General features: G+C 63.0%; 20 protein-coding genes. 5 read left to right on the top strand and 15 right to left on the bottom strand.

Features of this window, described 5'->3' with window-relative positions; genetic code table 11:
• Window positions 1–17: 17 nt before the first annotated feature.
• Both MA07_RS07920 and MA07_RS07915 read right to left on the bottom strand, forming a co-directional pair.
• Window positions 18–794 (bottom strand): SDR family oxidoreductase, encoded by a 777-nt coding sequence (locus tag MA07_RS07920; protein ID WP_036349142.1) that lies wholly within the window; start codon window positions 792–794, stop codon window positions 18–20.
• Between the two features lie 84 nt (window positions 795–878).
• Window positions 879–1,595, bottom strand: coding sequence for a GntR family transcriptional regulator (locus tag MA07_RS07915; protein ID WP_244445187.1), 717 nt, complete (start codon window positions 1,593–1,595; stop codon window positions 879–881).
• Window positions 1,596–1,677: 82 nt separating this feature from the next.
• On the opposite strand from MA07_RS07915, the gene MA07_RS07910 reads away from it, so the two are divergent.
• The 5 genes from MA07_RS07910 to MA07_RS07890 all read left to right on the top strand — a co-directional run bounded on the left by MA07_RS07910 (window position 1,678) and on the right by MA07_RS07890 (window position 8,347).
• On the top strand, window positions 1,678–2,928 hold the full coding sequence (locus MA07_RS07910) for an ABC transporter substrate-binding protein (protein ID WP_036348955.1): 1,251 nt from the start codon (window positions 1,678–1,680) through the stop codon (window positions 2,926–2,928).
• 121 nt (window positions 2,929–3,049) lie between these two features.
• A complete protein-coding gene (locus MA07_RS07905; RefSeq protein ID WP_036348952.1) occupies window positions 3,050–3,925 on the top strand; it encodes a branched-chain amino acid ABC transporter permease in 876 nt (291 codons plus the stop codon).
• 4 nt (window positions 3,926–3,929) lie between these two features.
• Window positions 3,930–6,446 (top strand): branched-chain amino acid ABC transporter ATP-binding protein/permease, encoded by a 2,517-nt coding sequence (locus MA07_RS07900; protein ID WP_052002928.1) that lies wholly within the window; start codon window positions 3,930–3,932, stop codon window positions 6,444–6,446.
• A gap of 20 nt (window positions 6,447–6,466) precedes the next feature.
• Complete coding sequence (locus tag MA07_RS07895; protein ID WP_036348949.1) at window positions 6,467–7,399, top strand: 3-hydroxyacyl-CoA dehydrogenase; 933 nt, start codon at window positions 6,467–6,469, stop codon at window positions 7,397–7,399.
• 21 nt (window positions 7,400–7,420) lie between these two features.
• Window positions 7,421–8,347, top strand: coding sequence for a 3-keto-5-aminohexanoate cleavage protein (locus MA07_RS07890; protein WP_036348947.1), 927 nt, complete (start codon window positions 7,421–7,423; stop codon window positions 8,345–8,347).
• A gap of 154 nt (window positions 8,348–8,501) precedes the next feature.
• Here the strand turns inward: MA07_RS07890 and MA07_RS07885 are convergent, their stop codons facing one another.
• From MA07_RS07885 to MA07_RS07825, 13 genes are all read right to left on the bottom strand, one after another.
• Window positions 8,502–9,554 (bottom strand): aldo/keto reductase, encoded by a 1,053-nt coding sequence (locus tag MA07_RS07885; protein WP_036348943.1) that lies wholly within the window; start codon window positions 9,552–9,554, stop codon window positions 8,502–8,504.
• A gap of 279 nt (window positions 9,555–9,833) precedes the next feature.
• Window positions 9,834–10,685, bottom strand: a complete 852-nt coding sequence (locus MA07_RS07880; protein WP_036348940.1) for a phosphogluconate dehydrogenase C-terminal domain-containing protein — start codon at window positions 10,683–10,685, stop codon at window positions 9,834–9,836.
• On the bottom strand, window positions 10,682–12,082 hold the full coding sequence (locus tag MA07_RS07875; protein WP_036348937.1) for a four-carbon acid sugar kinase family protein: 1,401 nt from the start codon (window positions 12,080–12,082) through the stop codon (window positions 10,682–10,684). The genes MA07_RS07880 and MA07_RS07875 overlap by 4 nt, the downstream gene beginning before the upstream one ends.
• The gene (locus tag MA07_RS07870) at window positions 12,079–13,344 is read right to left on the bottom strand and encodes a ribulose-bisphosphate carboxylase large subunit family protein (protein ID WP_036348935.1); all 1,266 of its coding nucleotides are present in this window, start codon (window positions 13,342–13,344) and stop codon (window positions 12,079–12,081) included. The genes MA07_RS07875 and MA07_RS07870 overlap by 4 nt, the downstream gene beginning before the upstream one ends.
• Window positions 13,345–13,747: 403 nt before the next feature.
• Window positions 13,748–14,464 (bottom strand): transcriptional regulator NanR, encoded by a 717-nt coding sequence (locus MA07_RS07865; protein WP_036348933.1) that lies wholly within the window; start codon window positions 14,462–14,464, stop codon window positions 13,748–13,750.
• A 136-nt stretch (window positions 14,465–14,600) separates the two neighbouring features.
• The gene (locus tag MA07_RS07860; RefSeq protein ID WP_036348929.1) at window positions 14,601–15,596 is read right to left on the bottom strand and encodes an ABC transporter permease; all 996 of its coding nucleotides are present in this window, start codon (window positions 15,594–15,596) and stop codon (window positions 14,601–14,603) included.
• Entirely contained in the window at window positions 15,596–18,085 is a 2,490-nt protein-coding gene (locus MA07_RS07855; protein WP_152568772.1) for an ATP-binding cassette domain-containing protein, read from the bottom strand. Before MA07_RS07855 ends, MA07_RS07860 begins: the two co-directional genes overlap by 1 nt.
• Window positions 18,086–18,165: 80 nt before the next feature.
• Complete coding sequence (locus tag MA07_RS07850) at window positions 18,166–19,191, bottom strand: ABC transporter substrate-binding protein (RefSeq protein ID WP_036349136.1); 1,026 nt, start codon at window positions 19,189–19,191, stop codon at window positions 18,166–18,168.
• Between the two features lie 283 nt (window positions 19,192–19,474).
• Complete coding sequence (locus MA07_RS07845) at window positions 19,475–20,482, bottom strand: Gfo/Idh/MocA family oxidoreductase (protein WP_036348923.1); 1,008 nt, start codon at window positions 20,480–20,482, stop codon at window positions 19,475–19,477.
• A complete protein-coding gene (locus tag MA07_RS07840; protein WP_036348918.1) occupies window positions 20,479–21,459 on the bottom strand; it encodes an ABC transporter permease in 981 nt (326 codons plus the stop codon). Before MA07_RS07840 ends, MA07_RS07845 begins: the two co-directional genes overlap by 4 nt.
• Window positions 21,456–23,000, bottom strand: a complete 1,545-nt coding sequence (locus MA07_RS07835; RefSeq protein WP_036348913.1) for a sugar ABC transporter ATP-binding protein — start codon at window positions 22,998–23,000, stop codon at window positions 21,456–21,458. The genes MA07_RS07840 and MA07_RS07835 overlap by 4 nt, the downstream gene beginning before the upstream one ends.
• Before the next feature lie 5 nt (window positions 23,001–23,005).
• Window positions 23,006–24,043 (bottom strand): ABC transporter permease, encoded by a 1,038-nt coding sequence (locus MA07_RS07830; protein ID WP_036348909.1) that lies wholly within the window; start codon window positions 24,041–24,043, stop codon window positions 23,006–23,008.
• Window positions 24,044–24,111: 68 nt separating this feature from the next.
• Window positions 24,112–25,116 (bottom strand): sugar ABC transporter substrate-binding protein, encoded by a 1,005-nt coding sequence (locus tag MA07_RS07825; protein WP_052002927.1) that lies wholly within the window; start codon window positions 25,114–25,116, stop codon window positions 24,112–24,114.

The raw sequence follows: 25,116 nt of genomic DNA, 5'->3' as shown, positions 1-25,116 counted from the left end.
CTCCCTAAGGGTTCCTGTCAGAAAAGAGCTTGAAGATCACCGTCGACTGCAATGGCCTGACCCGAGATCGTGCGCCCGAGCGGCGAGCACAGGAAGACGATCTGATCGGCGAGTTGCTGCGCCGTCACGTATTCCTTCAAGGATGTGTTCGCGAGCGCTCGCCGCTGCATCTCATCGAACGATAAACCAAGCTGCTGGGCCTTGGCTTCAAGCACCCGGCGCTGGCGGTCGCCGGCGACGACCCCGGGCAGGATCGCGTTCACGCGGATGCCGTCCTCGCCCAATTCGCGAGAGAGCGACTTCGTAAAGCCGATCACGGCCCACTTGGCAGCGGCGTACGGGGAGCGCAGGGGGAAACCAAACCGACCCGCGGCGGAGGACAGATTTACGATTGAGGCATTCTGGCTTTGCCTCAGGTAAGGCACTGCAAGACGCGTGCAGTTGAATTGTCCGGTGATGCAGACCTCAAGGCAGCGATCCCAGTCCTCCGGGTTGATCTCCTCAACCCGGGCCGTCGGTCCTGCGATCCCGGCATTGTTGACGAGTACATCCAACCCGCCGAGAACTCCCAGAGCCTCCTCGAAAATTCGGGCGACGTCGGCTCGTTTCGCCACATCGCCATAGGAGGAGGTCAGGTCAGAATCGGTCGTGGTCGCCTCCTGGAGAGCGGCGCGGTCCATGTCGCAGACATGCACGCGCGCGCCCTCACGGTGGAAGGTACGGGCAATCTCAAGCCCGATGCCAGCAGCGCCAGCCGTCACCAACACACGCAACCCGGCGATGTTGAGGTCCATCTTCGTCGTCTCCATCCCTGAAGCGGCTCCTCGTTACACCCGGCGCCCGCTCGTCTTGTGATGCCCAAGAGCTTGGGCGCTGGCCTAGTCCAGCAGACGTCCGGTGCTCTCGATGAAACTGGCCGCGCCTTCAATGTCGTCGATGAGTGCCTTGCGTGCGGCGGCTCCGTCACCGTCCTTCACTGCAGCGACGAGACGACGGTGATGTCCGGCTGCGCCACCCGTTCGCAACCGCTCGGGCGAGGCCTTGAGATCGAAATTCAGAACTGGTCCGATTTTCAGCCAAAGACCCTCGATGATCCCCACCAGCGTGGGCAGGCCAGTCGCCCGGTAGACGGCAAAGTGGAGATCCTTGTTGGCCCGCACGGCCCGATCCGCATGAGGATCGGAGCTTCGGGCCTCGGTAAGAAACGCCTTTTCGAACTGCCGCATGGCGGCGAGGTCGGATTCCGCGCGGCTCCTGGCCGCCTGCTCCGCCGCAAAGCCCTCGACCGCGAGCCTCACGGTCGTCAATTCCCGGAAGCGTGCGAGGTTCATCAGCGGGACGCGCACCGCACGGTTCGGCAGCACCTCCAGGGACTGGTCAGCGACAAGCCGCGAGACTGCCTCCCGCACCGGCATCATCGAGACGCCGAGGGTTTCGGCCACGCTGCGCAGGGACATCTTCTGCCCGGGGGCGAGCTCACCGCTCATCAGCAGCTCACGTAGTTCGGTATGGACGCGTTCGCCCAGGGTAACGCGCTCCAGCCGGCCGATCTGGGCGATGGCCGACGGCGTCTTGGTGGGGCGGGGGCTCGACAAGTTGCTCATTTTCCGACAGTCTAACTGTGATCACAGATCGCGGCAAGTAATGCGACAGCATCATGGGAGGAAGGAAACGGCCATGGCACACTCTGATGACTTGACTCGTCGTATGCTCCTGAAGGGAGCGGCCGGCGCCACCGCGCTCGCAGGCCTCGGGATGCCCGCGATCGTCAAGGCGCAATCCGACGTAATCCGGATCGGACACCTCACGCCGATCACGGGCTTCCTGGGACCGCTCGGAGAGTTCGCCCAGATGGGCGTGCAGCTTGCCGCTGAGGAAATCAACGCCGCCGGCGGTGTGCTGGGTCGCAAGATCGAGCTCGTGATGGAGGATTCGGTCAACCCACAGACGGCATCGGCCAAGGCCGAGCGCTTGATTGAGCGCGACAAGGTCGCCATGATCATCGGCGAAATCTCGTCCGCCTCAGCCCTGGCCATCGGTCAAGTGGCCAACCGGACCAAGACGGTTTTCATCAACACCGGCGCTAATTCCGATGCGCTTCGCGGCGAAAGCTGCAATCCGTTCATGTTCCACATCGAGGCCGCGAACTCGATGATGGTCAGGTCCGTCGGCACGTACCTGAAGAACGAGAACTTGATTAAGGGAAAGAAGTGGTACTCCCTAACCGCCGACTACGCCTTCGGGCATGACCTGTTCAAAGTGGCCAAGAAGTTCGTGTCGGAGAACGGCGGAGAGTTCATCGGCGAGGAGCTCGTCCCCACTGACGCCACCGATTTCAGCCCCTATCTGCTCAAGATCCGGCAGGCCCGGCCCGATGTCGTCGCTTCCAACCTCGCAGGCAACCAGATCACGAACTTCATCAAGCAATATGCGGAATACGGCCTCCAGTTTCCGATCACCGGCTTCGGATTCGATACGGCCGTTGCCTGGGGCGCCGGTCAGGGCAATTTCTCCGGCATCTGGCCGCTGATCTGGCACCATATGGTCGACACACCCTCGTCCCGGAAATACGTCGAGGCCTTCACCAAGAAATACGGCAAGCCACCCGAGAACCAGAGCTGGGGCGACTACAACTCCCTTAAGATCGTGGCTCAGTCGTTTGACGAGCTGAAATCCCCCGACCCGCAGAAGCTGGCCGAGCATCTGCGCAAGGGCGCGAAGTTCGACATCCTGAAGAACCGGGAAGGCTACTTCCGGCCCTACGACAACCAGATGGTACAGCAGATGTACGCCGTGCGGGCGAAGGAGCCCGGAAAGATGGCCAACCAGTGGGACATCTATGAGCCGCTAGGCTCCGTCCCGGGCCCGAACGAAGACCTCGAGGTCTTGGCCCCGCCTAAGGACGGCACGTGCAAGATCCAGGCCTGAGACGATTCACGCCTGGTCAGGCCGGGCGGTGGCAAACCGCCCTGTCTGGCGAGCACGGCATTGCGCTTGCTTGAGTCTCCCTCGCGGCAGGGGTCTTTTGGGACGGGAAAGGGGTTTTCGCTTGGCGTTCGTCTTCATCCTCGAGCAGGTGCTGAACGGCCTTCTGGTGGGTGCCTATTACCTCCTGATCGCCCTGGGGCTCTCCCTGATCTTCTCCTTGGGCGGGATCGTAAATCTCGCCCACGGCGCTTTCTATGCCGTCGGCGCCTACCTCGCCGTGACGCTAGCTCCCAGGATCGGCTTCGCGGGAGCCTTCGTGGCTTCGCCGGTCCTCGTGGCGCTGCTGGGGGTAACCGTCGAGCGCCTGTTCTTCCGGCGCTTTTATCGCTCCGACCCTATCCTCAGCCTTCTGCTCACATTTGGCCTCGCTATGATCATTGAGCAGAGCCTGCGGATGATCTTCGGGGCCGCTCCCCTACCCTTCTCGATCCCCCCGGCCCTCAGAGGGCAAGTTTTCGTCGGCGACTTTATCTATCCCCGCTACCGGCTCATCATTTTCGGCGTGGCTCTCGCGGCCGTTACCGCAACCTGGTTCCTGGTCTACCGCACGGCGTTTGGCCGCGTGGTCCGGGCGGGAGTGCAAAACCCGGATATGGTAGAAGCCCTAGGCATCTCGCTTCAGCCCTACATGACAGCCATTGCCGCCATCGGCATCGGACTCGCGGGCCTTGCTGGCGTCCTGCTGGCGCCGATCTCGGGCGTGCATCCGGCCATGGGTGCGGAGATCCTCACGGCCGCCTTCGTCGTCGTCGTGATTGGCGGGCTGGGGTCTTTCTGGGGCGTGATTGCGGCGGCAGCCCTCGTCGGCGTTGTCCGAGGCCTCACCATCTACTTCTTTCCCCCAGCGGGAGAAGCCTCGATGTACCTGCTGATGGCTCTCGTGCTGCTCGTGCGGCCCCGCGGATTGCTGGGCGAACGCATCCAGAAATTCGAGTAGATCGATGCGCAAGGACTATTGGCCACTCCTCATTGCAGTTGCTGCCCTTGCCCTACTGCCAGTCATTCTAGATCCTGTCGGATTGCCGCTCCGCTCGGCGATCGATGTGGTGGTGTTCGCCATCGCTTGCCTCGGCCTCAACGTTCTGGTTGGCTACACTGGGTTGGTGTCCTTCGGCCACGGCGTCTGGTTCGGTCTCGGCGCTTATGCGGCGGCACTGAGCCAGATCCACTGGTTCCCGGACAGCGTGCTTCTTCCAGCCCTCTTTACTATCGCTTTCATCGTAGCGGTGTCGGCACCTGTCGGAGCGCTCATCCTGCGACGGCGGGGCGTCTATTTCTCGCTGCTGACGCTGGCGCTGGCTGCAATGATCTTTGCGATTGCCTATCGCTGGACGGCATTGACCGGTGGTGAGAGCGGCCTGGGCGGCGTGGTGAGAGCAAACCTGTTCGGCTTCGATCTGAGGGACGATTGGACCTATTACTGGTTTGTTGCCGCAGCTGCATTCGCTGTATGCTTCTTTCTGCTGCGCTTTCACAGCTCGCCTGCCGGAAGCGTCCTGGTGGCGATCCGAGAGAATGAACAGCGCGCACGTTTCCTCGGTTATCCAACGAACCGCTACAAGCTTCTCGGGTTTGTGGTCTCCGCCACGGTCGTTGGGCTTGCCGGCATGCTGTCGGTCTTCAATCACCGGTTCGCCTCGGCAGAACCCCTGTCAGTGGCGTTCTCGGGAGAGTTGATCGCCATGGTCGTGATCGGGGGCATGCGCAGCTTTCTCGGGCCCGCCCTCGGCGCTCTTTTCTACATTCTGTTCCGGGAGTTCCTGTCGATCTGGACCCCGCACTGGCTGCTCTATTTCGGCATCCTCTTCGTGGGGTTCATCATCCTTTCGCCGACAGGACTGGTCGGCATCGCGCAGCGGATCATAGCACCGTTCCGCCGCCAAGTAGCGGAAGAGGCAGCCATGGCTGGGCGCAAGCTCACGGACGAGCCCCTCCCCTCGTTCCTTAAGCCCGCCGATCACGTTGACGGCATCGTGTTGGAGGCCCGAGCCATTTCCAAAAATTTCGGTGCGCTCAAGGCCGTCGAGGGCGTGAACATCGCAGTGCGCGACGGCAGTCTTCACGCCCTGATCGGCCCCAACGGCGCCGGCAAGACAACGGCCTTCAACGTGATTTCCGGCTTCTACAAGCCTGATGAAGGCGACGTACGGCTCCAGGGGCGCTCCATCGCAGGCCTGTCTCCGGAAGCGATCACACGGGCTGGCATCGGACGCTCGTTCCAGATCACCAATCTGTTTCCGGCGCTGAGCGTTGAAGAAAATGTGCGCCTCGCCGTGCAGGCACGTCATCCACAGCGCTTCAACCCGTGGACCTCCGCGCGCTCGATCAAGGGAATCGAATCCGAGACATCAGCGCTCATTCGGTATCTTGGCGTCGCAGGAATCGAGAAGGCCGAGGCCGGTGCGCTCTCGTATGGCGGGCAACGTCTTCTCGACATGGGACTGGCCCTTGCCACGAAGCCCAGGGTCCTGTTGCTCGATGAGCCACTCGCTGGCTTGGCTGCCGCGGAGCGCCAGCGCATCGGCGACATCATCAAGCGGATCTCATCTGACGTCCCAATGCTGCTCGTCGAGCACGACATCGACCGCGTGTTCCAGATCGCCGATGCCGTAACCGTGATGAACGCCGGTCAGGTGCTGGTCGACGGCACTGTCGAAGAGGCCCGCACGAGTCAGAAGGTGCAGGAAATCTATATTGGTTCGGGCACGGCCAATGTGGCTGCGAAAAGTCGGGAGAGCGCCGCCGAGGTCAGAACCGTACTTGCGGTCGAGAAGGTAAATACGTTTTATGGCAAGAGCCACGCCCTGGCGGACATCTCCTTCAACGTCCATCAGCATGAGATCGTTGCGCTTCTCGGCCGAAACGGCGCAGGCAAGTCCACACTACTTAAAACACTCATCGGCATCGCTCCACCCTCTTCGGGTTCGATCAGCCTGGACGGACGGGAAATTGCCGGCCAACCAGCCGCGACCATCGCCCGGCTCGGCATCGGCTACGTGCCGCAGGGACGCGGACTCTTTGCCGGTATGACTGTGGCCCAGAACCTGGAACTCGGGCGGCTCAAGCGCGAGACCGGCCACGGGATCCGCTGGGACCTGGACCGGATTTTCGAGTACTTTCCCCGAATCCGCGAGAGACTCGACACGCCGGCGGACTTCCTTTCTGGCGGCGAGCAGCAGATGGTAGCCGTGGCACGGGCGCTCTCGGGGGACGTGAAGGTGCTCCTCCTCGATGAGCCGTTCGAAGGCCTTGCTCCCGCCATCGTCGAACAGCTCTTCGAAAGCTTCGACAAGCTCCGGCGCGAGGTATCCATCATCATCGTCGATCATCACCTCGACCTTGCTCTTGCTCTGTCCGACCGCACGGTGGCGCTGGAGCGGGGGCGGATCATCCATTCCGGCCCATCGAAGGCTCTGCGGGATGATCTCGACCTCCGACGCAAGGTTCTATGGCTGTAACTGCCAATGGAGAGACTGGAATGCCAAGTGTAGCTATCGTTGGCGCAGGGCTGATCGGCCGATCTTGGGCGATGGTCTTTGCGCGGGCCGGTTGGGATGTGCGCATCACGGACCCTCACGCCGAGGCGTTGGAGAATGTACCCCGCCTGATCCGTGAAGGTCTCGATGAACTCGCCACTCATGGCCTTGTCGAAGATCCCACGGGTGCAGCCGGGCGCATCGTTGCAATGCCGTCGCTCGAGGATACCGTTCAGGGCGTGTCCCTTGTGCAGGAGAATGGCCCCGAAAACATTGAGATCAAGCAAGCCATTTTCGCCGGCCTAGATCGACTTGCGCCAACGGACGCGATCCTGGCATCATCGACGTCCGCCATCGTCGCATCCCAATTCACTGAAGGACTTCCGGGCCGGGGCCGCTGCCTTGTGGCGCATCCGGTCAATCCCCCTCACCTCGTCCCCATTGTCGAACTCTGTGGCGCTCCATGGACATCTCAAGAGACGATCACCCGCGCCCGTGAAGTCTATCAGAGCTTGGAACAGGTCCCGATCATCGTGAATCGCGAGATCGAAGGTTTCGTTCTCAATCGCTTGCAGGGTGCATTGCTGGCAGAGGCATTCAGACTTGTTGGGGAAGGAGTGGTGAGCCCGCACGACCTCGACAAGACCTTGAAGGACGGCCTCGGCTTGCGGTGGTCCTTCCTCGGTCCTTTCGAGACCATCGAACTAAATGCGCCGGGCGGCATCGCTGATTATTGCAATCGCTATACGGGTTTCTACCGTCGCCTCTCCGAGGACCCCGCCGAACCCCAGGTCTGGGACAGCGAGAACGTGGCGCGCATCCTTGAAGCCTGGGGTGAAGCGCCAGGACCTGATGTGCTCGCGAGGCGTACCGCATGGCGGGACAAGCGTCTGGCCGCTTTGAAGGCCCACAAGCGATCCCAATCATTTATGTGATCCCCTCACAAGGAAAAACATATGGCACGCAAGGTCATCATCACATGCGCTGTAACGGGTGCGATTCATACACCCTCCATGTCCCCTCACCTGCCCATCACACCAGACGAGATCGCACAAGCCGCAATTGGCGCGGCGGAAGCAGGCGCCGCAATCGTGCATCTCCACGCGCGCGACCCGAACAATGGCAGGCCAGATCAATCACCAGAGGCTTTTGCTCCCTTCCTTCAGGTAGTGAAGCAGCGAAGCAACTGCGTCATCAACATCACGACAGGTGGCGCACCGACTATGCTCGTGGAGGAACGCGTTCGGCCTGCGGCTCACTACAAGCCGGAGGTAGCCTCCCTCAATATGGGCTCGATGAACTTCGGACTCTATCCGATGCTCGATCGATTCAAGGAATTCAAGCATGATTGGGAGCAGCCCTATCTTGAGGGCTCACGCGACCGGATCTTCCGCAATACTTTCTCCGATATCGAGTACATCCTGACGACCTGCGCCGAGAATGGCACCCGCTTCGAAATCGAATGTTACGACATCGGCCATCTCTACACGCTCGCTCACTTCGTAGACCGTGGTCTCATCAAGACGCCTCTCTTTGTCCAAAGCGTTTTTGGTCTTCTGGGCGGCATTGGCCCGCATCCCGAGGACGTAGCGCACATGAAGCGCACGGCCGACCGGCTGTTCGGAAATGATTACCAATGGTCGGTGCTCGGTGCTGGCAAGAACCAGCTTCCCATTGCAGCCCAAGCGGCGGCCATGGGAGGCAATGTACGCGTCGGTCTGGAGGATTCGCTCTGGATCGGCCCGGGCAAACTAGCGGAATCGAATGCGCAACAGGTTAAAGCGGCGCGCCAGATCATTGAGGGACTTGGATTGGAAGTCGCCACCCCTGACGACGCGCGCAATATGCTGTCACTCAAAGGAGGCGACCGCGTCAATTTCTAACGGCCAGCCCTCGTCCGCTTTCGGCTTCATCATCATCCTTTAGGGTAAGTCCTTTCTGTCACGGTGAGTTGATCGCGGTTTGCGGCTTGCGTAAGCTCCTTATGCCAAGCTAGTCGCGGCCCGCCAGCCTTTCAGGGCCATGATGCATACCGCTTCAGATATGAGGACCTAAAAGGGAAAGGTCAGCTATGCTTAGCCGGTCCTTGGCCGTCTGCAACTGGTGCCAGTAGGGATAGAGAACGGGCAATGTGCTGACCTGATCAAGGCTTGTCCGCTCCTCAGGTGTGAGCTTCAGATCAGCGGCCCCGAGGTTGTCAGCTAGGTGCGTCTCTGTTCGCCCTCCTATGACAACAGAGGTGACGGCCGGCCGGCCGAGAAGCCAGGCGAGCGCCACCTGCGCCGCCGACACGTTCCGGTTCTCCGCTATGGACGCGAGGGTCTCGACGATGGTCCACAGACGGTTTTCGTCGCGAATAGGCGGCTCCATCCATCCCGCAAGCTGCCGGGTGCCTTCCGGCGCCGCTTGGTTGCGTCGATGTTTGCCGGAAAGAAGACCGCCTGCGAGCGGGCTCCAGACCAGAACGCCCAATCCCTGATCGAGCGCGATCGGGATCAACTCGTATTCGGCTTCCCGAGCCTCGAGCGTGTAGTGGATCTGTTGGCTGATGAAGCGCTGCCGGTATTCCCGCTCGCTGATGCCGAGGGCCTTCATGAGATGCCACCCGGAATAGTTCGAGCAGCCTATGTAACGAACCTTGCCTTGGCGCACCAGCGTATCAAGGGCCTCAAGCGTCTCCTCCAGCGGAGTCAGTCCGTCCCATTCGTGAACCTGGTACAGATCGATGACGTCGGTCTGAAGCCGCTTCAGGCTCGCCTCGCATTCACGGATGAGATGATAGCGTGACAAACCACGATCGTTAGGTCCCTCACCCATCGCGAACCTGGCTTTCGTCGCGAGCAGGACGCCACCCTTGCGACGACCTCCGAGAGCCTCACCGATGATTTCCTCTGAAGCACCGTTGGAGTAGACATTTGCCGTATCGATCAGGTTCACGCCGGCATCGAGGCACATATCGATCTGTCTGCGCGCCTCATCGGGTCCGACATTGCCGACTTTGGCAAAGTTTCCCTTGCCGCCCATCGTCATCGTCCCAAGGGTGATAGTTGACACCTTGAGGCCGGATCGGCCGAGTTGACGGTATTCCATCGGGTCCTCCAAGCCTGGGCTATGTCAGGTCGACATGATACGAATTCTTTCGGTCGGTCGTCCGGCCCACCGTTGCTCAAGGTCAATTTCAGAACTTGCCGGTGATTTTTCGAACGCATGGTACCAGCACAGCCGGGACTGTCACAGCGGGTGCGCTTCAGACCCATCACTCAGACGCTACAGATGCCGTGTAGGTGGCTGAGCAGGGCTTGTCGTCCCAGCGTGTTACGCCATGCGCTGGGACGCTCCCCTATTGCCAAGTCAACGATGATTGGGCTGTCAGGCTGCCTTGGGCGGATTGCAGATCTCCGTGACCGACTTCTTGACTGCCGTCGGATCGAAGATGCGCTCCAGCCATCCTTCGCGGAAGATCTGCGGTCGCGCCTGATCGATTGCATAAAGCGCTCCATCCGAGAACTTTCCTTCCGGAAAAGCCTCGAAGGCGATGGCGAGTTCGATGTTGAGGTGTCCCAGCATGAAATCCACGGCAGCCTGACGGGGTACGCCGCGGCGCACGGCCTCATCCGTGGCCTCGCGAAGGGCAAGGCACAAGGTGGCGCCGATGGTCTCCGAGAGCGCCGGCTCCATGATGGCGATGTGCTCGACGGTGCAGCGGTGCGAGCGCATCACTGGCTTGTAGATGGTTCGTGCAATGTCCTCACACAGGGCATAATGCTCCTCCGGACCCTGCATCAAGGCACAGACGATATGCTGCTTGGCCTTGACGCCGCCAAAGAAGTCGTTCTTCGCGGCAGGATCGGTCTCGTCGTTGAAGATTGGCGGGTGGCAGGGATGCGTCACGAAATAGGTGACATCCGTGCGGGCCGGCAGCTCACCCGCATACGGAGCCGCTGCGTCGAGCATGATGATCGCCGTGCCCGGCTTTACCGCGTCGATGAAGCTGTGGGCGATCTTGCCGATCAGGCGATCGGGAACGGCCATGATGACCACGTCCGCCTCGCCGAGAGCAACGTCGCGGTCGACGCAATCCGCACCGACAACTGTCTTGAGCCGCTGTCGGCCCTCCTCGGAGACCTCTACATGGAAAACCTCATAAGCCGAGCCCTTGAGGTTGGAGGCGAGACGCACTCCCATTTTCCCACCGGCGCCGAGCAATGCAATCTTGGTCATATTCTTGTTCCTCCATTGTGAGTGGGAGCGCCACCCCGTTTTACGGCGCTGAAGAAATCGGGAGCACCGACCTGGCCGCCCTTGAGCGTGATTTCGAGACCCTCATGAGCGGGATTCTCGGAATGAGCGCGGCAGAGGGGTGAACCTGGAGCGATCGGAGCAAGAGCAGTGAGAGCAAATATGCCGAGCGCAAGACTTGCATGGCCCGACGTGTCGCCTCCAGCAATGACGGCGCGCGTCACACGGCTCTCGCGCAATGTGGCATCCAGCAGACGGCCAAGTCCGTTACCGATCCGGTCATTGACGGTGCTGGCTGGGACATCGCTTGCCGCAATCGCACGGGTCAGATTGGCAACAGCGGGATCGTCAGGTCCTCGTGCCGTGTAAACCAGCGGATCCTTGCCTTCGCCAAGCGAACGCAACGCCTGCTCGGTTGTCCGCCCGATCTCTCGCTGCCACTCGCCAGCATCGACGGCGAGCGTTGCATCGAGCGGAAGCGCCGCAAATCCGTTTGCTTCAGCGTGTGCGATCTGCCCGGCGGTGATGGGAGAGCAGGAGCCTGACACGGCGATGATACGCTCCACGGGCCGGGCCTGGAATGCCGGCACTTCCTTCGGAAGCAAACCGCTTCGTCGCCAGTGGGCCACGAGGGCATACTCGACGCCCTGGGATCCAACGGCCAGCAACCGTTCTCCACGATGCTCCCAGACGAGACGGCCAGCTTCGGCAAGCGTCTCCTCGTCGAGAACATCCAGGGAAACGATCTCAGCCCCCTTCCCTGCTACTGCCGAGAGCCGCTCATCCGCCTGTCTCTGCTTCATGGAAACGAAGTCGACGAGGCCGCTTGCCTTATCCGTCTGTTGGGCGAGATGCCGCAACACATCCGCCTCATCCATAGGTGTCACAGGGTGGCGCGCCATGACGGGGTGCCGATCCAAGCGGTAGCCCTCCCCCGCTATGGCTGCAAAGAGATTGCCGAAAGCTTGATAGCGGGATAATGCCGGGGCGCCGACGATGAGAGGATGCCAAGCGCCGCCCAGGATCGGTGCAGCGATTTCGATGGCTTTGCCGATTGAACCAACATGGGGCGCAGAATCGAAGGTCGAGCAGATCTTGTAATGCGCGATTGGTGCTTCGAGCTTCGCGAGCTCCTGAAAGATTGGAGGCAGATGCTCCTCCATCCAGGCAGGGCTCTGCGACCGGGAGATCCCAGCTACGCCGATCGCGCGATATCCTTGAAAGGCTTCGAGCTGTGCGGGTGTTGGTACATCGAGGAACATCACCGTCGGCAAGCCTGCGAAGGTCATCACCTCCATCACCGCCGACGAGCCGGTATAGTCGTCACCATAATAGGTGAGCAGCAGGCCGTCCGGGAGGTTTTGGCCCGACCCGTTCATGCTGCATAGGCCTCCAACGCCCGGGCAAGAGCAGGGCGCTCCTTCGCATACTCTGCCAACGGCACACGCGCTGTTGCCGCCTCCCAGGCCTCGCACAAGCTTGCCACGCCTGCAGCTGGACCATCCGGGTGGGCCATGATTCCGCCGCCTGCCGCGAAGATAAGATCGGTCGTGCCAAGCGCGGCAAACGTTCCGGGCGCTTGCTTGGCTGATTGCCCGGAGGAGAAGACCGGCATGGCAATGCAGGGCTTTTCCGCGAACATCGGCGTCAGGCACGCCCGCGCGGAGGCGATGACGCTCTCATCATCCTCACAGAACTTGTTGCTGAGCCCATTGACGTGCATGTGGTCGGCGCCCGCTAGGCGCCAGATCTTCTGCCAAGCGACATAGGACCAGCCAAGCATGGGTTCTCGAGAAAGATAGCCCCAGCCATTGCGATGCGCATGGATCGGCAGTTCCGAGAAGCGCCCGAGCTCGATCATGCCTACAAGGCCAACCGAGTTGAGGCTCGCCATGATGCATGTGCCGCCGAGATCGCGGACGAGATCGTGACGACGGCGCATCTGATCGAGCTCGCCGGTGATGTTGAACGCGAACATCACTTTCTTGCCGGTACGGTCCGCATGATCGTTGATCACGCGCATGACGGCACGAGCACGTCCCTCGAATGGACAATGGGGACCATCCGATTGCAACTCATCATCCTTGATGAAGTCGATGCCTGCCTCGCATAAGATCTTTGCCAAGCCCGCCGTTTCCTCGGGTCCAAACCCGACGCTCGGTTTGACAATTGTGCCGATGATCGGCCGCCCTTCGACGCCAGCGAGCTTGCGCGTGCCGGCAATGCCGAATTTCGGACCAGAATAAGCATCGGCGAAAGTCGCCGGCAGACGTATATCGAGAAGCCGCAGCCCGGAGAACTGCTTCAGTTCGAAGAGATTGCCGGCGACAGTAGCCATGAGGTTCGGAAGAGAGGCGCCGAAATTATCGATGGGCCACGACAGGGTCACACGTGCGCGCCGGTAGGTTGCTTCCCCGCTCTTCGGGCGACCGGCGCCAGGCAGCGAGGGCTCGTTCACTTCCTCTACAACTTCCAGGCGCTCGATGCGCGCCGCCGAACGCTCCTTGAGCTCGGGCGTCTCACCCGGAATGGGAACGAAGGTGCCGCTCGATTGCTCGCCCGCCATAGCCTCGGCAGCTTGACGAGGATCGTAGGCGGTCTCGATGAGATAGTCGGCCTCGATGCGGGTCGGCTCTGTCACTACGTTCCTCCTGTGGCGTTCCCGAAGCGGTTACCGAACGTGCGGAGCCAGATGCCGACAGAAAAGAAGCGGCACTGCATCGCTGGGGGAGACGGAATGGACGAGACCCCGGGATCCCGCCTTGTTGGCTCCGTAGCGGCACAGACTTTCAGGGGGCCTCCCGATAAAGTGCCTTTTCACTCGGACGTCTCCTCCGGACGACTCCTATTCATCTTATATAGTGATTATACCAGCAGAGGAATTGCAACAACTATTTCCGGCGTTGGAGGCTTGTCGATGCAAATGGCACGGGATGCCAGTCAGGCATCAATCATGCGGCACGTTCTGTCAGTAATCTCCCAGAGACAAACCAGTTCAAATGAACGCAGGTGTCCGTGCCACGAGCCGGTTTCTCATCTTCCGGTCAGTCATCGGGTTGGGTCATGGCCAGGACGGAGTACAAGGTGTTGGCGCGGGTCAGGTGATCGGACATGGCCTTGGCGGCCGCTTCGGGATCACCGGCCGCGATGGCCTTGTAGATCCGCTCATGCTCTTCAAGGGTCAGGCGCTCGGCGCCACGGGCGGAGACGAGCTCGCGCTTGAAGCGGCTGAGCCAGTCCAGCATGCCCTGACTGATTGCCGCGATCAGGAGATTGCCGGACATGCTCGCGATCTGCCGGTGAAAAGCCATGTCGGCGGCTACGAACCGTGCCGCGTCGCCCCGAGCCTCCTGGCAGGCGATGAGCGCCTTGCGCAGCTGCTCCAGGCTGTCGCGGGTGGCCCGCTGGGTGGCAACCCGGGCCAGACCGACCTCGAAGAAGATGCGTGCCTCCTTGAGATCGTTCAGCCCGCGGGGGTTGCTCGACAGGAGCTGGAGCATCGCCCCCGTGATCTGATCGATGATGGTCTCGGGCGTGGGCAGGATCACCCGAGCCCGTTCGCCGTGGTTGATCCGGATGAGACCCATCTGCTGGAGCGTCTGCATGGCTTCGCGGATGGCTGGGCGCCCGACCCCGAACCGTGCCATCAGCTCCCGCTCCGAGGGCAGCTGCGTCCCCGGCTCATACTCCCCAGCCTCGATGGCGCCGATCAGGCGATCGAGCACTTCATGAGACAGCTTGCGTCGAACAATGGCTTCCATCTTGGGACCTGAATACCTTCAACTCTAAACCAGCGCCCAACCCAGCGGGGCGCCGCACGTTCAACAATCGGCTCCCGCTCTATCATCGAGACGCTGTACTGCAACACATATCATACCAGAACAGCGCCCTCGCCTTCTACTGCGCCCCCGCCGCGCGGGCGCCGGCCGGCCCGGCCCTGGCGATCCGCCTGAGAACCGGGCGGCCCGCCAGGGCCAGGACGCCGATGATGACGACGCCTTGCACGATGTCCTGGGTCCCCGGCGGCAGGCCCGCGATCTGCATGGTGGTGACGATGAGGACGAGCAGGATGCACCCGAAGAGGGTTCCGACCGCCGTCGAGCTGCCGCCGAAGATGAGTGAGCCGCCGAGCACGACGGCGCCCACGGATTGGAGCAGGTAAGGAGCGCCCATCTCCAGGAAGGCGCCGCCCACATAGGCGCTGAGCAGAGCCCCGTCGAGGGCCGCCAGCGTGGAGCTGATCACGAAGGCTGTCGCCGTCACCCGCCCGGTCCTCACGCCGGCCAGGCGCGCTGCCCTGGCATTCTGTCCCGTCGCCGAGAGCGCGCGCCCGTAGGCGAGCTTTCCCAGGACGAGGCTCGACAGGGCGACCGCTGCCAGCGCGATGAGGAACATCACCGGCACGCCGCCGACCTTGCCTCCGGCCACGAAAGCCAGCGCAGGGCTCGCCACGGCGCCCGCGATGGAACGGTTCGCGATCAGGGTCGCGGTCGCAAGCACGTAGCCGGTCGCCAGCGTCGCGATCATGGCCGGGATGCGGAAGAGCACGACCAGAATGGCGTTCGCCACCCCCACCGCAAGCCCGATCCCGAGAACCGCCAGTAGTCCGAGAGCAATGCGGCCGTCGCTGCCGCCGATGACGATCAGCCCGACGAAGGCGCTGAGCGCAATCACGCTCGCAATGGACAGATCGATGTTGCCCCGTCCGGTCGTGACCACGAACATCTGCCCCAAGGCCGCCAGCACGAGAAAGGAGGCCGAGGTGGCGACGCCGGACAGGGAGTGCAGGCTGACCCGGTCCGTGATGACGCTCAGGATGGCCCAGAGGATCAGAACCCCGATCAGTGACCAGACCCAGCGGTTGCGGGCGATCCAGGGTGCGAGATTGTGCATCAGGCGTCCTCCCGCCGGTCCACCGCCATGCGAAGGACGAGAATGAGAAGGAGCAGGCCTCCCTGGACGGCGGCATTGTAGTCGGTGCTGACGCCCAGCGTGCCCAGGAGAGCCCCGATCAGGGACAGGGTGAGGGAGCCGACCACGACCCCGATGGGAGAGATGACGCCGCCGAGCAGCGCACAGCCACCCATGACCACGGCTGCGATGCTCAACAGCGTGAAAGGCCCGCCCGAATTGATGTCGCTCGCCGTGTTGATGGCCGTAAGCGACAGGCCGGCAACGAGCGCGAAGGCCCCTGCAATGAGGTAGCGGATCACGGAATAGCGCAGCACCGACCACCCGCCGCGCTCGAGAGCCCCGGCATTGCTGCCGAAGCCGCGCAGCACGACGCCGAGGGGCGATCTATCGATCACGACGGCGGCGGCGCCTGCGAGAAAGATCAGAACGATGGTCGTGGGCACGCCGGGGATCTGCCAGGTGAAGAGCGGCGACAGCCATTCCGGGCTGCTTCCGCCCGGGGTCGGCTGCAGGCTGTAGCCGATGCCGACCCAGATGAAGGAGGCGCCTAGGGTCACGACGATGGACGGGATTTTGCGCGCGTGAATGATCGCCGCGATGAGCCCGTAGGAGAGCCAGGCGAGAAGAAGCGCAGCGGCGCCCACCGCGGGATTATCGACCAGGAGAGTCGCGCTGATCACGTTTGCCACCCCGGCGAAGGCCCCTGCCCCGAGGTCGATCTCGCTGCCGCCGACGATGAACATCTGGGCCAGGGCGATCAGGGTCAGCGCGACGGCCGAGCCGAGGAGCAGATCGAGGCCGAACGCCGACAGAACCATGGGGTTGACCGATGCCATCGCGCCCAGAACGGCCACGAGGCTGACGAAGGGCATGAGGCCGATCAGGCGGCGGCCGAGCGGGTTTTCCCGCAGGGTCTTCGGCGAGGCTCCAGACACCTCACGGGAGGCGGCAGCCTGCAGGAAGGAGGAGTTGACGATCGCTTCCTCGGAGATCTCCTGTCCGACAAGCTCGCGCACGATCCGCCCATTGCTGAAAACCAGCACCCGGTCGCATTCCAGGAACTCGATGTCCTCCGTCGAGTGCCAGACGACCAGGCGTCCCGCCGTGGCGACATCGGCCACGACGCCGTAGAACTCCGCCTTGGCGTTCACATCGACGCCTCGGGTCGGGTCGTCGAGGAGAACCACCTCGCCGTCTCCGGCGAGCGCGCGCGCCACCAGCGCCTTCTGCTGGTTGCCTCCACTCAATTCGAGAATGTTCGATTGAAGGCGCGACGGGTCGAGCCGCAAGCGCTCGATGGTCGGCGCCGCCGCGGCCAGCTCTGCCTTGGACGATACCGGGCTGATGTCTGGCCGGCCCGCGATGCGGCCGATCCCGATATTCTCGATAACGCTCCAGAGCGGGAACACCCCCTCCCGCTGGCGGTCCCCGGAGACGAAGCTGGCCGGGCCGAGACAGGCCACGTCCCCCGATGCACCGGCCGCGAAGAGCCGATGCAGCATGTCCCGCTGGCCGTTGCCCTCAAGGCCTGCGAGACCCACGATCTCCCCGGACCGCAGCTCGACCGGTTGCCCCAGCGGGGCAACGGCCTCTCCGGCGATGCGCGCCAGAACACGTCTTTCCCCAGAGGATTGAGCCGCGTGCCGCTGCCGCCCAGCCTTCAAGGACGCCTCCGCCTCCCCGCCCATGGCCTCGACGAGGCGCTCCACGGAGGCCGTCTCCACGGATCCCGCCCAGGCCAGGCGCCCGTTGCGGAGCGCCACGATCCGGGTGGTGACCTCGAGGATTTCCTTGAGCTTATGGCTGATGAAGATGAAGGCAACGCCCCCGGCGGCCCTCGCCTTGATGAAGGAGCGCAGCTGCCTGCTGCGCTCGGGATCGAGCGACGATGTGGGCTCGTCGAGAACCAGCAGCTTGAGGCCGGGGTCGCTGGCCGCGCGCGCGATCTCGACCATCTGCCGCTGGCCGATGGGCAGGAGGCCTACCTCCGCATCCGCATCGATGCCGTGGCCGGGAAACACGGCGTCGAGCCACTCCCGGGCAAGGGCCCGGTAGGCTTGGCGCCAGCCGGGCCGGGCGCTGCCCGCATCGGGCCGTTCCAAAAAGAAGTTCTCCGCCACGGTGAGATTGCCGCACAGCGACAGTTCCTGATGCACGATGCGGATGCCCGCAGCCTGGGCCTCGCCCGGACCGTAGGCGTGCCAGCTCCAGGCTTTTCCGCCGATGGCGAGACTCCCCTCGTCGGGGATGGTGACGCCGCTCAGAACACGCATCAGGGTGCTTTTGCCCGCACCGTTGCCGCCGACGAGGCCGACGATCTCGCCGGGCCCAACCGTCAGGCTGACGGCGTGGTTGGCCAGGGTGGGGCCATAAGCCTTCGTGATGCCGTCGAGCGCGACGACCGGCTCCGCCTTGGCAGGCGGCGCTTTCGCCCGCGACAATGGCACCACGTTCATGGCAGCTGTCATCCGCAAACCTTTAGGCTCCACGGCAGGGGTTGGATTCGATCGATGGTCAGGGGCGGATCATGCCGCCCCTGACCATGGCATCATTTCTTGATGAGGTTCTGGTCGACCCACTGCTCGCTGTAGCTCGGGCTGACGATGATGCCCGGCTTGATGTCGGCATATTCCTTCAGGTTATCCTGGGTGACCGTTGCGACCGGCATCACCAGTTCCTTCGGAACCTCCGCCCCCTTGGCGATCTTGTAGCTGAGCCAGAAGGCCGCGCCGCCGATGCCCGGGGTGGTGTTCATCGAAACCGTGGAATAGCCGTTCTTCTCGTTCTGCTTCATCCACCAGAGGATGAAGTTTGAGCTGCCGCCGCCCTCGATGATCGGCATCTTGTTGGCATAGTCGCCGCCGTATTGCTCGAAGGCCTGGGCGATGCCGATGTCGTCGCTGCCGCCCTGGGCCAGCACCGCGTCCACCTTCGGCAGGCTTGGGAGCACGTTGGCGATGGCCGCTTGCGCAACGGACGCCGTGGCCTGGCCGTAGACGGTGGCGACCACCTTCACGTCGGGATATTTCTTGAGAACCTCTTCCTGCGCCGAATGCATCAGGTTGTCCGGCGCGGAGCCTTTCACGCCGCGCACGACGATGATGTTGCCCTTGCCGTTAAGGCGCTTCATGACCTGCTCGGCCTGCTCCTTCTTGTAGCCGGTGAAGTCGAAGGTCAGCCGGTAGGCGCAGGGGGCCGAGGCCACGGAATCGAAGGAGATGACCTTGATCCCGGCCTTGCAGGCCTTGTCGATGACGCTGTTGAGGGCGGTTTCCGAGGCCGCGTTGATGGCGATGGCGTCCACCTTCTTGAGGATGAGATCGGCCAGCTGGCTCGTCTGCTGGTTCACGCTGTTGTCGCCGTTCAGGACGATGTAGTCGGCGATCTTGCCCTCCGCCTTGGCCTGCTTGGCGGCCGCCTCGAAGGATTCCACCATCTGCTGGCGCCAGGTGTTGCCGTAGTAGGAGTTGGACAGGGCGATCACGGGCTTCTCGGGCGACGCGGAGGCCGGGGCTGCCGCCAGAACGGCGGCGAGCGCCGAGCCGAGAATCCAAGTGGTCTTTGCAAGCTGCATCATTGGGTTCCTCCTTGTGGAATGATCGGCCGATTTGCTCGGTCTCTTGTCGCTGCAGCATCGGGTGCTGCGAGCTGCCTTTTCGGTAAGGAGATTAGATCATCATACCAGTTTGGCAAGCTGGAAAGATGGCAGTTCACTGACAGATCCTTGGGAGATCACTGGAAGATCCTTGTGGAACTCCAGGGAACCCAGGGGAAGCTTTGGTGGATACATGGAGGGACCTGCCGCTTCGCAGCTTCCAGGTACCTCATGCCTTCCACGTGATCCGTCGCCTCATCTGTCACTTGCGGCGCTCGGCATCCGCATAGGCGGCATGAACGAGCTCGACCACCTTGAGGTTGTCCTCACCGGACGTCTCCGCCGGGCGAGCGGCCAGATAGGACTCGACCCAGTGCCTCTGCAGAGCAACGACGCTGTCCTGAATGATGTCCAGCGGAAGCTTCGACCAGGGCCAGGCCGGGGGCGGCACGTGGCGGGTGGTGATCTCCGCTCCTCGGGTCAGGTGGAGGCGATAGTCGGCCTCCAGCGCGATGGTTCCCCCCGTTCCCTCGATGGTCACGAGGGTCTGCGGCCAGGGATCGGGCACCTGATGGGTCGCATAGCTGCAATCCACGACGCTCGTGCGCCCTCCTCCATGGTCGAGAACCATGGTGGCCACATCCTCGCCGCGGATCTTCGGGTTCACGCGCTTCGTCCAGCAGGAGACGTCGCGGGCGTCGCCCATGAAGCAGCGGGCGAGGTCCAGGAGATGGATGCCGAGATCGAGGATGATGAAGCGGCTTTCGGTGGCGAGATAAGGCTGGTTCGCGAACACGTCGTAAGGCGTGCGGAACGAGATGCGGGCGAAGAACGGCTCCCCGATGGCGCCCTCGCGCAGGAGGCCGGCCACCTCGCGCATGGGGCGCTGGAAGCGGAAGTTCTCATGCACGGTGAAGGAGATGCCAGCCCTGCGGCAAGCATCGACCATGGCGCGGGCATCCTCGAGAGTCTCGGCCATGGGCTTCTGGCAGATCACGGACAATCCGGCTCGCGCCACCTGCTCCACGATGGCGCGATGGCTCGGCGGCGTGGTGGCGACATCGACGGCATCGATGCCGCCGTCGGCCAGCATGTCGGCCATGTCCGTGTAGCCGCGCTCGACGCCGTAGCGCTGCCGAGCCGCGTCCACCCTGGCGGGGTCGCGGTCGCAGACGGCGGCGATCTCGACGCCGTCGATCACGCGCCAGGCCTCAAGCTGGTTCTGGGCAAAGAACCCCAGGCCGACGACACCGATGCGAACCTTCCTCATGCGATCTCCCATGGTCTGATGAAGCGCCGCTCCAGCCGTTCCAGCATGCGGGAGCGAAGGCCGTCGACGGCAACCGCGATGAAGATGATGCCCGCCGTGACGAGGGGGTAGATGTACGGATTGGCGTTGATGATGACGAGGCCGTTGGCGGCGGTCTGGATGAGGAGCGCTCCGAAGAGCGCGCCCTTCACGCCGCCGCGCCCGCCAAAGAGGCTCGTGCCGCCGAGCACCGCGGCCGCGATGGCCGAGAACTCGGCCTGCAGGCCGTAGCTTGCGGTGATCGCGCCGATCTGCGTGGACGAGACAAAGCCTGCCATGCCGGCAAGCGCCCCCGAGATGACGAAGCAGAAGAACACGATGCGCCTGGCAGGAAGGCCGGCTTTCGTGGCCGCATCCCTGTCCTGGCCCACTGCATAGACCTGCCGGCCGAACGGGGTCTGCTGCAGGAGCACCCAGGCGATCACGAACACCACCGCCACGGCCACGATGGCAGACGGGATGCCGAAGACGGCGGCGCGGTTGAGCGACGTGATCGCCTCGGGGAAATAGACGCTCGCGGTGTTCGACACAGACATTGCGATGCCGCGCCCGATGAACAGGGTTCCCAATGTGGCGATGAACGACGTAATCCCGAGATAGGCCACGAGCACACCGTTGACGGCCCCCAGCAAAGCGGACGCGATCAGCACGACCGCGAGGCCGACCGGCCACGGCACGCCGCCGAGATAGAGGCCGAGGATGCACCCGGTCAGATACATGATCGCGCCCACCGATAGGTCGATCTCGGCGGTGAGCAGCACGAAGGTCATGCCGATGGCGAGAATCGCTACGGGGGCCGCCTGGATGACGATGTTGGTGAAGTTCGCGAGACTTAAGAAACGGTCCGACAGGGAGCCGAACACCAGCAGGATGGCAAGGAACAGCAGGTAGGGGGCGGCCTGAAGGAGCAGGATGGTGATGCGGTTGCGGCTGTTCATGCGGTGGCCTCGCGCTTGGGTCCCACAGGCGCCATGGCGGCGGCCAGGATCGCCTCGCGGTCGAACCGGCTGCGCTCGAAGCTTCCCGTGATCTCGCCCTTGTTGATGGTGAGAATCCGGTCGGACAGGCCCATCACCTCCTCGATCTCGGAGGAGATCAGGAACACCGCCCCACCCTCCTCCACGAGCCGGTTGATGATCCGGTAGACCTCCTGCTTGGCGCCCACGTCGATGCCGCGGGTCGGCTCGTCCAGGATGAACACCTTGGGCCGACGCAGGAGCCACTTGGCGATCACCACCTTCTGCTGGTTGCCGCCCGACAGGTGCTTGGCCAGCGTGTCCTGCACCCGGTCCGTGGACAGGTGGACCATGCGGGCGAGTTCGCCCGCCGTGGTGTTCAGCGCCTTGCCGTTGATGAGTCCGGGTCCGGCCTTGAAGCGCTTGAGGAAGGTCAGGCCGATGTTGTCCACGATGGAGGCATCCATCAGCAGGCCCTCGTTGCGCCGGTCCTCCGTCAGGAAGGCGAGGCCCGCCGCCATGGAGGCCTTGGGGCTCGGCCGCATGAGCCGCGTGCCGGCCACCTCGATGGTGCCGGACTCCATCGGGTCGAGGCCGAAGATGAGGCGCGCGAGCTCGGACCGGCCCGAACCCATCAGCCCCGACAGGCCGACTACCTCGCCGGCGCGGATGTCGAAGGACACGTCGTTAGCGACGCCGCGCTGGGTGAGGTTGCGCACCCGCAGGGCCACCTCCTCCCGCGGCTTGGTGTCTCGCTCAGGGAAGATCGCATCGATGGAGCGCCCGACCATCATGGAGATGATGGCGGGCAGGCTCAACCGCTCCCGCAGGTCCGTGCCGACCACGGCACCGTCGCGCAGCACCGTCACCCGTTCGCAGACATGCATCACGTCCTCGAGCGCATGGCTGATGAAGATGATGCCCACACCCCGGCTCTTGAGCCGGTTGACGATGGCGAACAGCCGCTCGACCTCACGGCGCGTGAGGGAGGTGGTGGGCTCGTCGAGGATCAGTACCTTGGCGTCCGCATGGAGCGCCTTGGCGATCTCCACCAACTGCCGCTCGCCCTGGGCGAGATTGCCCACGAGCCGGGTCGGCGGAAGATCGAGGTCGACCTCAGCCAGAAGCTCGCGGGCGCGCCTGCGCACCCATCCGCGGTCGATGAAAGGCACGCCGCCCCGCTTCGGGAAATCAGTGATGAAGAGGTTCTCCTCAATCGACAGATTCGGAAACAGGTTCAGTTCCTGATGGATGAAGGCGATGCCCGCTCGGCCGGCCTCGCGCGGGCTCTGCGGCGCGTAGAGCAGACCGGCGATAGACATCCGGCCGCCGTCCGGCTGATGCACGCCGCCGAGGATGTTCATGCTCGTGGATTTTCCGGAGCCGTTCTCGCCCACAAGGCCGAGGGCCTCGCCGGGCCAGAGCTCGAAGCTGACGCCATGAAGGACGCGAACCCCGAAGAAGCTCTTGGTGATGCCGTCCACGGAGAGCAGGGGATGGCTGGATCGTTGAGTGGTGTGCACTTATGTCACCTCACGCCGAGATAGCGGGTGCGCAGCGTATCGAGCAGGGCGGCTGCGAGAATGACGCTGCCCTTGATGACGTAGATCACGAAAAGCGATGCGCCCAGAAGCTTCAGGGTGGTGTCGATCAGCACGAGAAACAGGACGCCGAAGACCGTCCAGATCACCTTGCCCTTGCCGCCGAAGAGGCTGGTGCCGCCGATCACCACCGCGCCGATCACATCGAGCAGGATGCGCTCGCCCAGGATGGGCGTGCCGGTCTGAAGGCGCGCGGTGTAGACGATGGAGGCGAGCGCCGCGAGCATGCCGGACAGGATAAACGCCGACATGATAGTGGTGCGCACCGGCACTCCCGAGACATAGGCCGTGCGTGGGTTCTTGCCGACCGCATAAAGCCAGCGCCCGAGGATCGTGTAGGCCAGGACGCCATGGACGATCAGGGCCGCGGCGACCGCGATGACGACCGCGATGGGAATGCCCGCGATGTCCCAGTCTCCGATGGAGATGAACATGTCCGGCAGATCATAGATGGATGTGGTGGTGGAATGAAACGTGGTGTACCAGATCGCGCTGCCGCCGAAGAAGGTGGTGGTCGCGAGCGTCACCATGAATGCCGGCATGTTGAGCCGGGTAATGGAGAGCCCGTTCAGCAATCCGATTCCGGCGCCGACCAGCAGCATCGCGGCCATTGCGGCGGGTGCCGCGAGCGGGCCCGAGAGATAGCCGTCGCTCTGCGTCATGATCGACGCGCCGACAACGCTCGCCAAGCTGATGATCGCTGTCACCGACAGATCGATCCCCGCGATGATGAGAACGATGGTCTGACCGAGGCACACGATCAGAAGCGGCATCATGTCGGACAGGATGTTCTGCCAAACCTCCACGGTCGCGATCTCCGGCACGAAGGGGATCATGACCAGGGTGTAGAGAACGCACAGGGCGAGAACGAGGTATTCCGACAGAATGAAGCGCGCCGCAGCCTTCCACCTGCTGCGGCCCGCCTCGCGCTCCGCCCTGCGAGACACGGCTTCCGAGACCAACATTCAACCTCCTAAAAGCAGGGATGGGGCGCGCTGCCTTGCGCGCCCCAAGGCCGTTCGACCCGGAGCGATCAACCCGACTTCTTCTGCTTGAGGAGGGTATAGCCCCACATCTCTTCGCGCTTTTCCATCATGTTGGCTTGGGTGATGGCAAAGCCCGGATCGAGAAGAACCTTCTCCGGCTTCTTGCCCTCCTGCATCTGAATGATCGCATCGATGGCGAGCTTGGTCTCGAAGAAGAGGTTCTGCACGCCGCAGGCGTCCATGTACTTCTGCTCCATAAGCTCATAGGCAGTCGGGAAGCCGTCGAAGCCGGTGAAGATCACATGCTTGGGATCGCCGATGGGCGCCCACTTGTCGGCGGATTTCAGCGCCTGAGTGATCTGCGGGATCAGGAAGTCCGACGAGGTGAAGAGGAAGTTGATGTCGGGGTTCGCCTGAAGCGCATTGGTGAGGCCAGCAAAAGCCTTATCGGAGTTCCACTCCGTAGGGATGCGGGCCACGACCTCGATGGTGTCGGAGAACTGGGACACCGCCTCCTGGAAGCCGTCGCGACGCTGAATTGCGTTCGGATCGCCCAGGTTGCCGATGAGGATGGCGGCCTTGAACTTGCCGCCGGCCTGCTTGGCGGTGCGGCAGGAATGGAGCACCGCCTCGCGGGCGATGGTCTGGTTGTCGGCGACCACAGCCACCGAATAGGCGTCTGACTCGGCGGGTGGACGGTTGAAGTGGACCATGGGGATATTGGCGCGGTTGGCCGCGCGGATTGCCGGAATCACGGCCTTCGAGTCGGTCTGCACGATGATGATGCCATCGACCTTGCGGGCGATCATGGCGCGAACCTGCTCGAACTGCTTGCTGTCGTCCTTGTCCGAGATGCCTTCGAGCACGGCGTAGCCGCGCTTCTTCATCTCGTCCTTAATGATCTGCATGCCGGCGACCCAGAACTCGGAGTAGAGCCCGTCGAACAGCACGGCGATGGTCTTGCCGCTCTGGGCTTGCACCAGCATCGGCGTGGTGCCCGCGGCTGCGGCCATGAGAGCACCGATGGTAAACTGCCGTCTCGTCGTGTTCAT

The sequence above is a fragment of the Microvirga sp. BSC39 genome, from assembly GCF_000739015.1.
In the GTDB taxonomy this organism is placed as follows: domain Bacteria; phylum Pseudomonadota; class Alphaproteobacteria; order Rhizobiales; family Beijerinckiaceae; genus Microvirga.
This window is presented reverse-complemented; position numbering and strand designations above follow the sequence as displayed.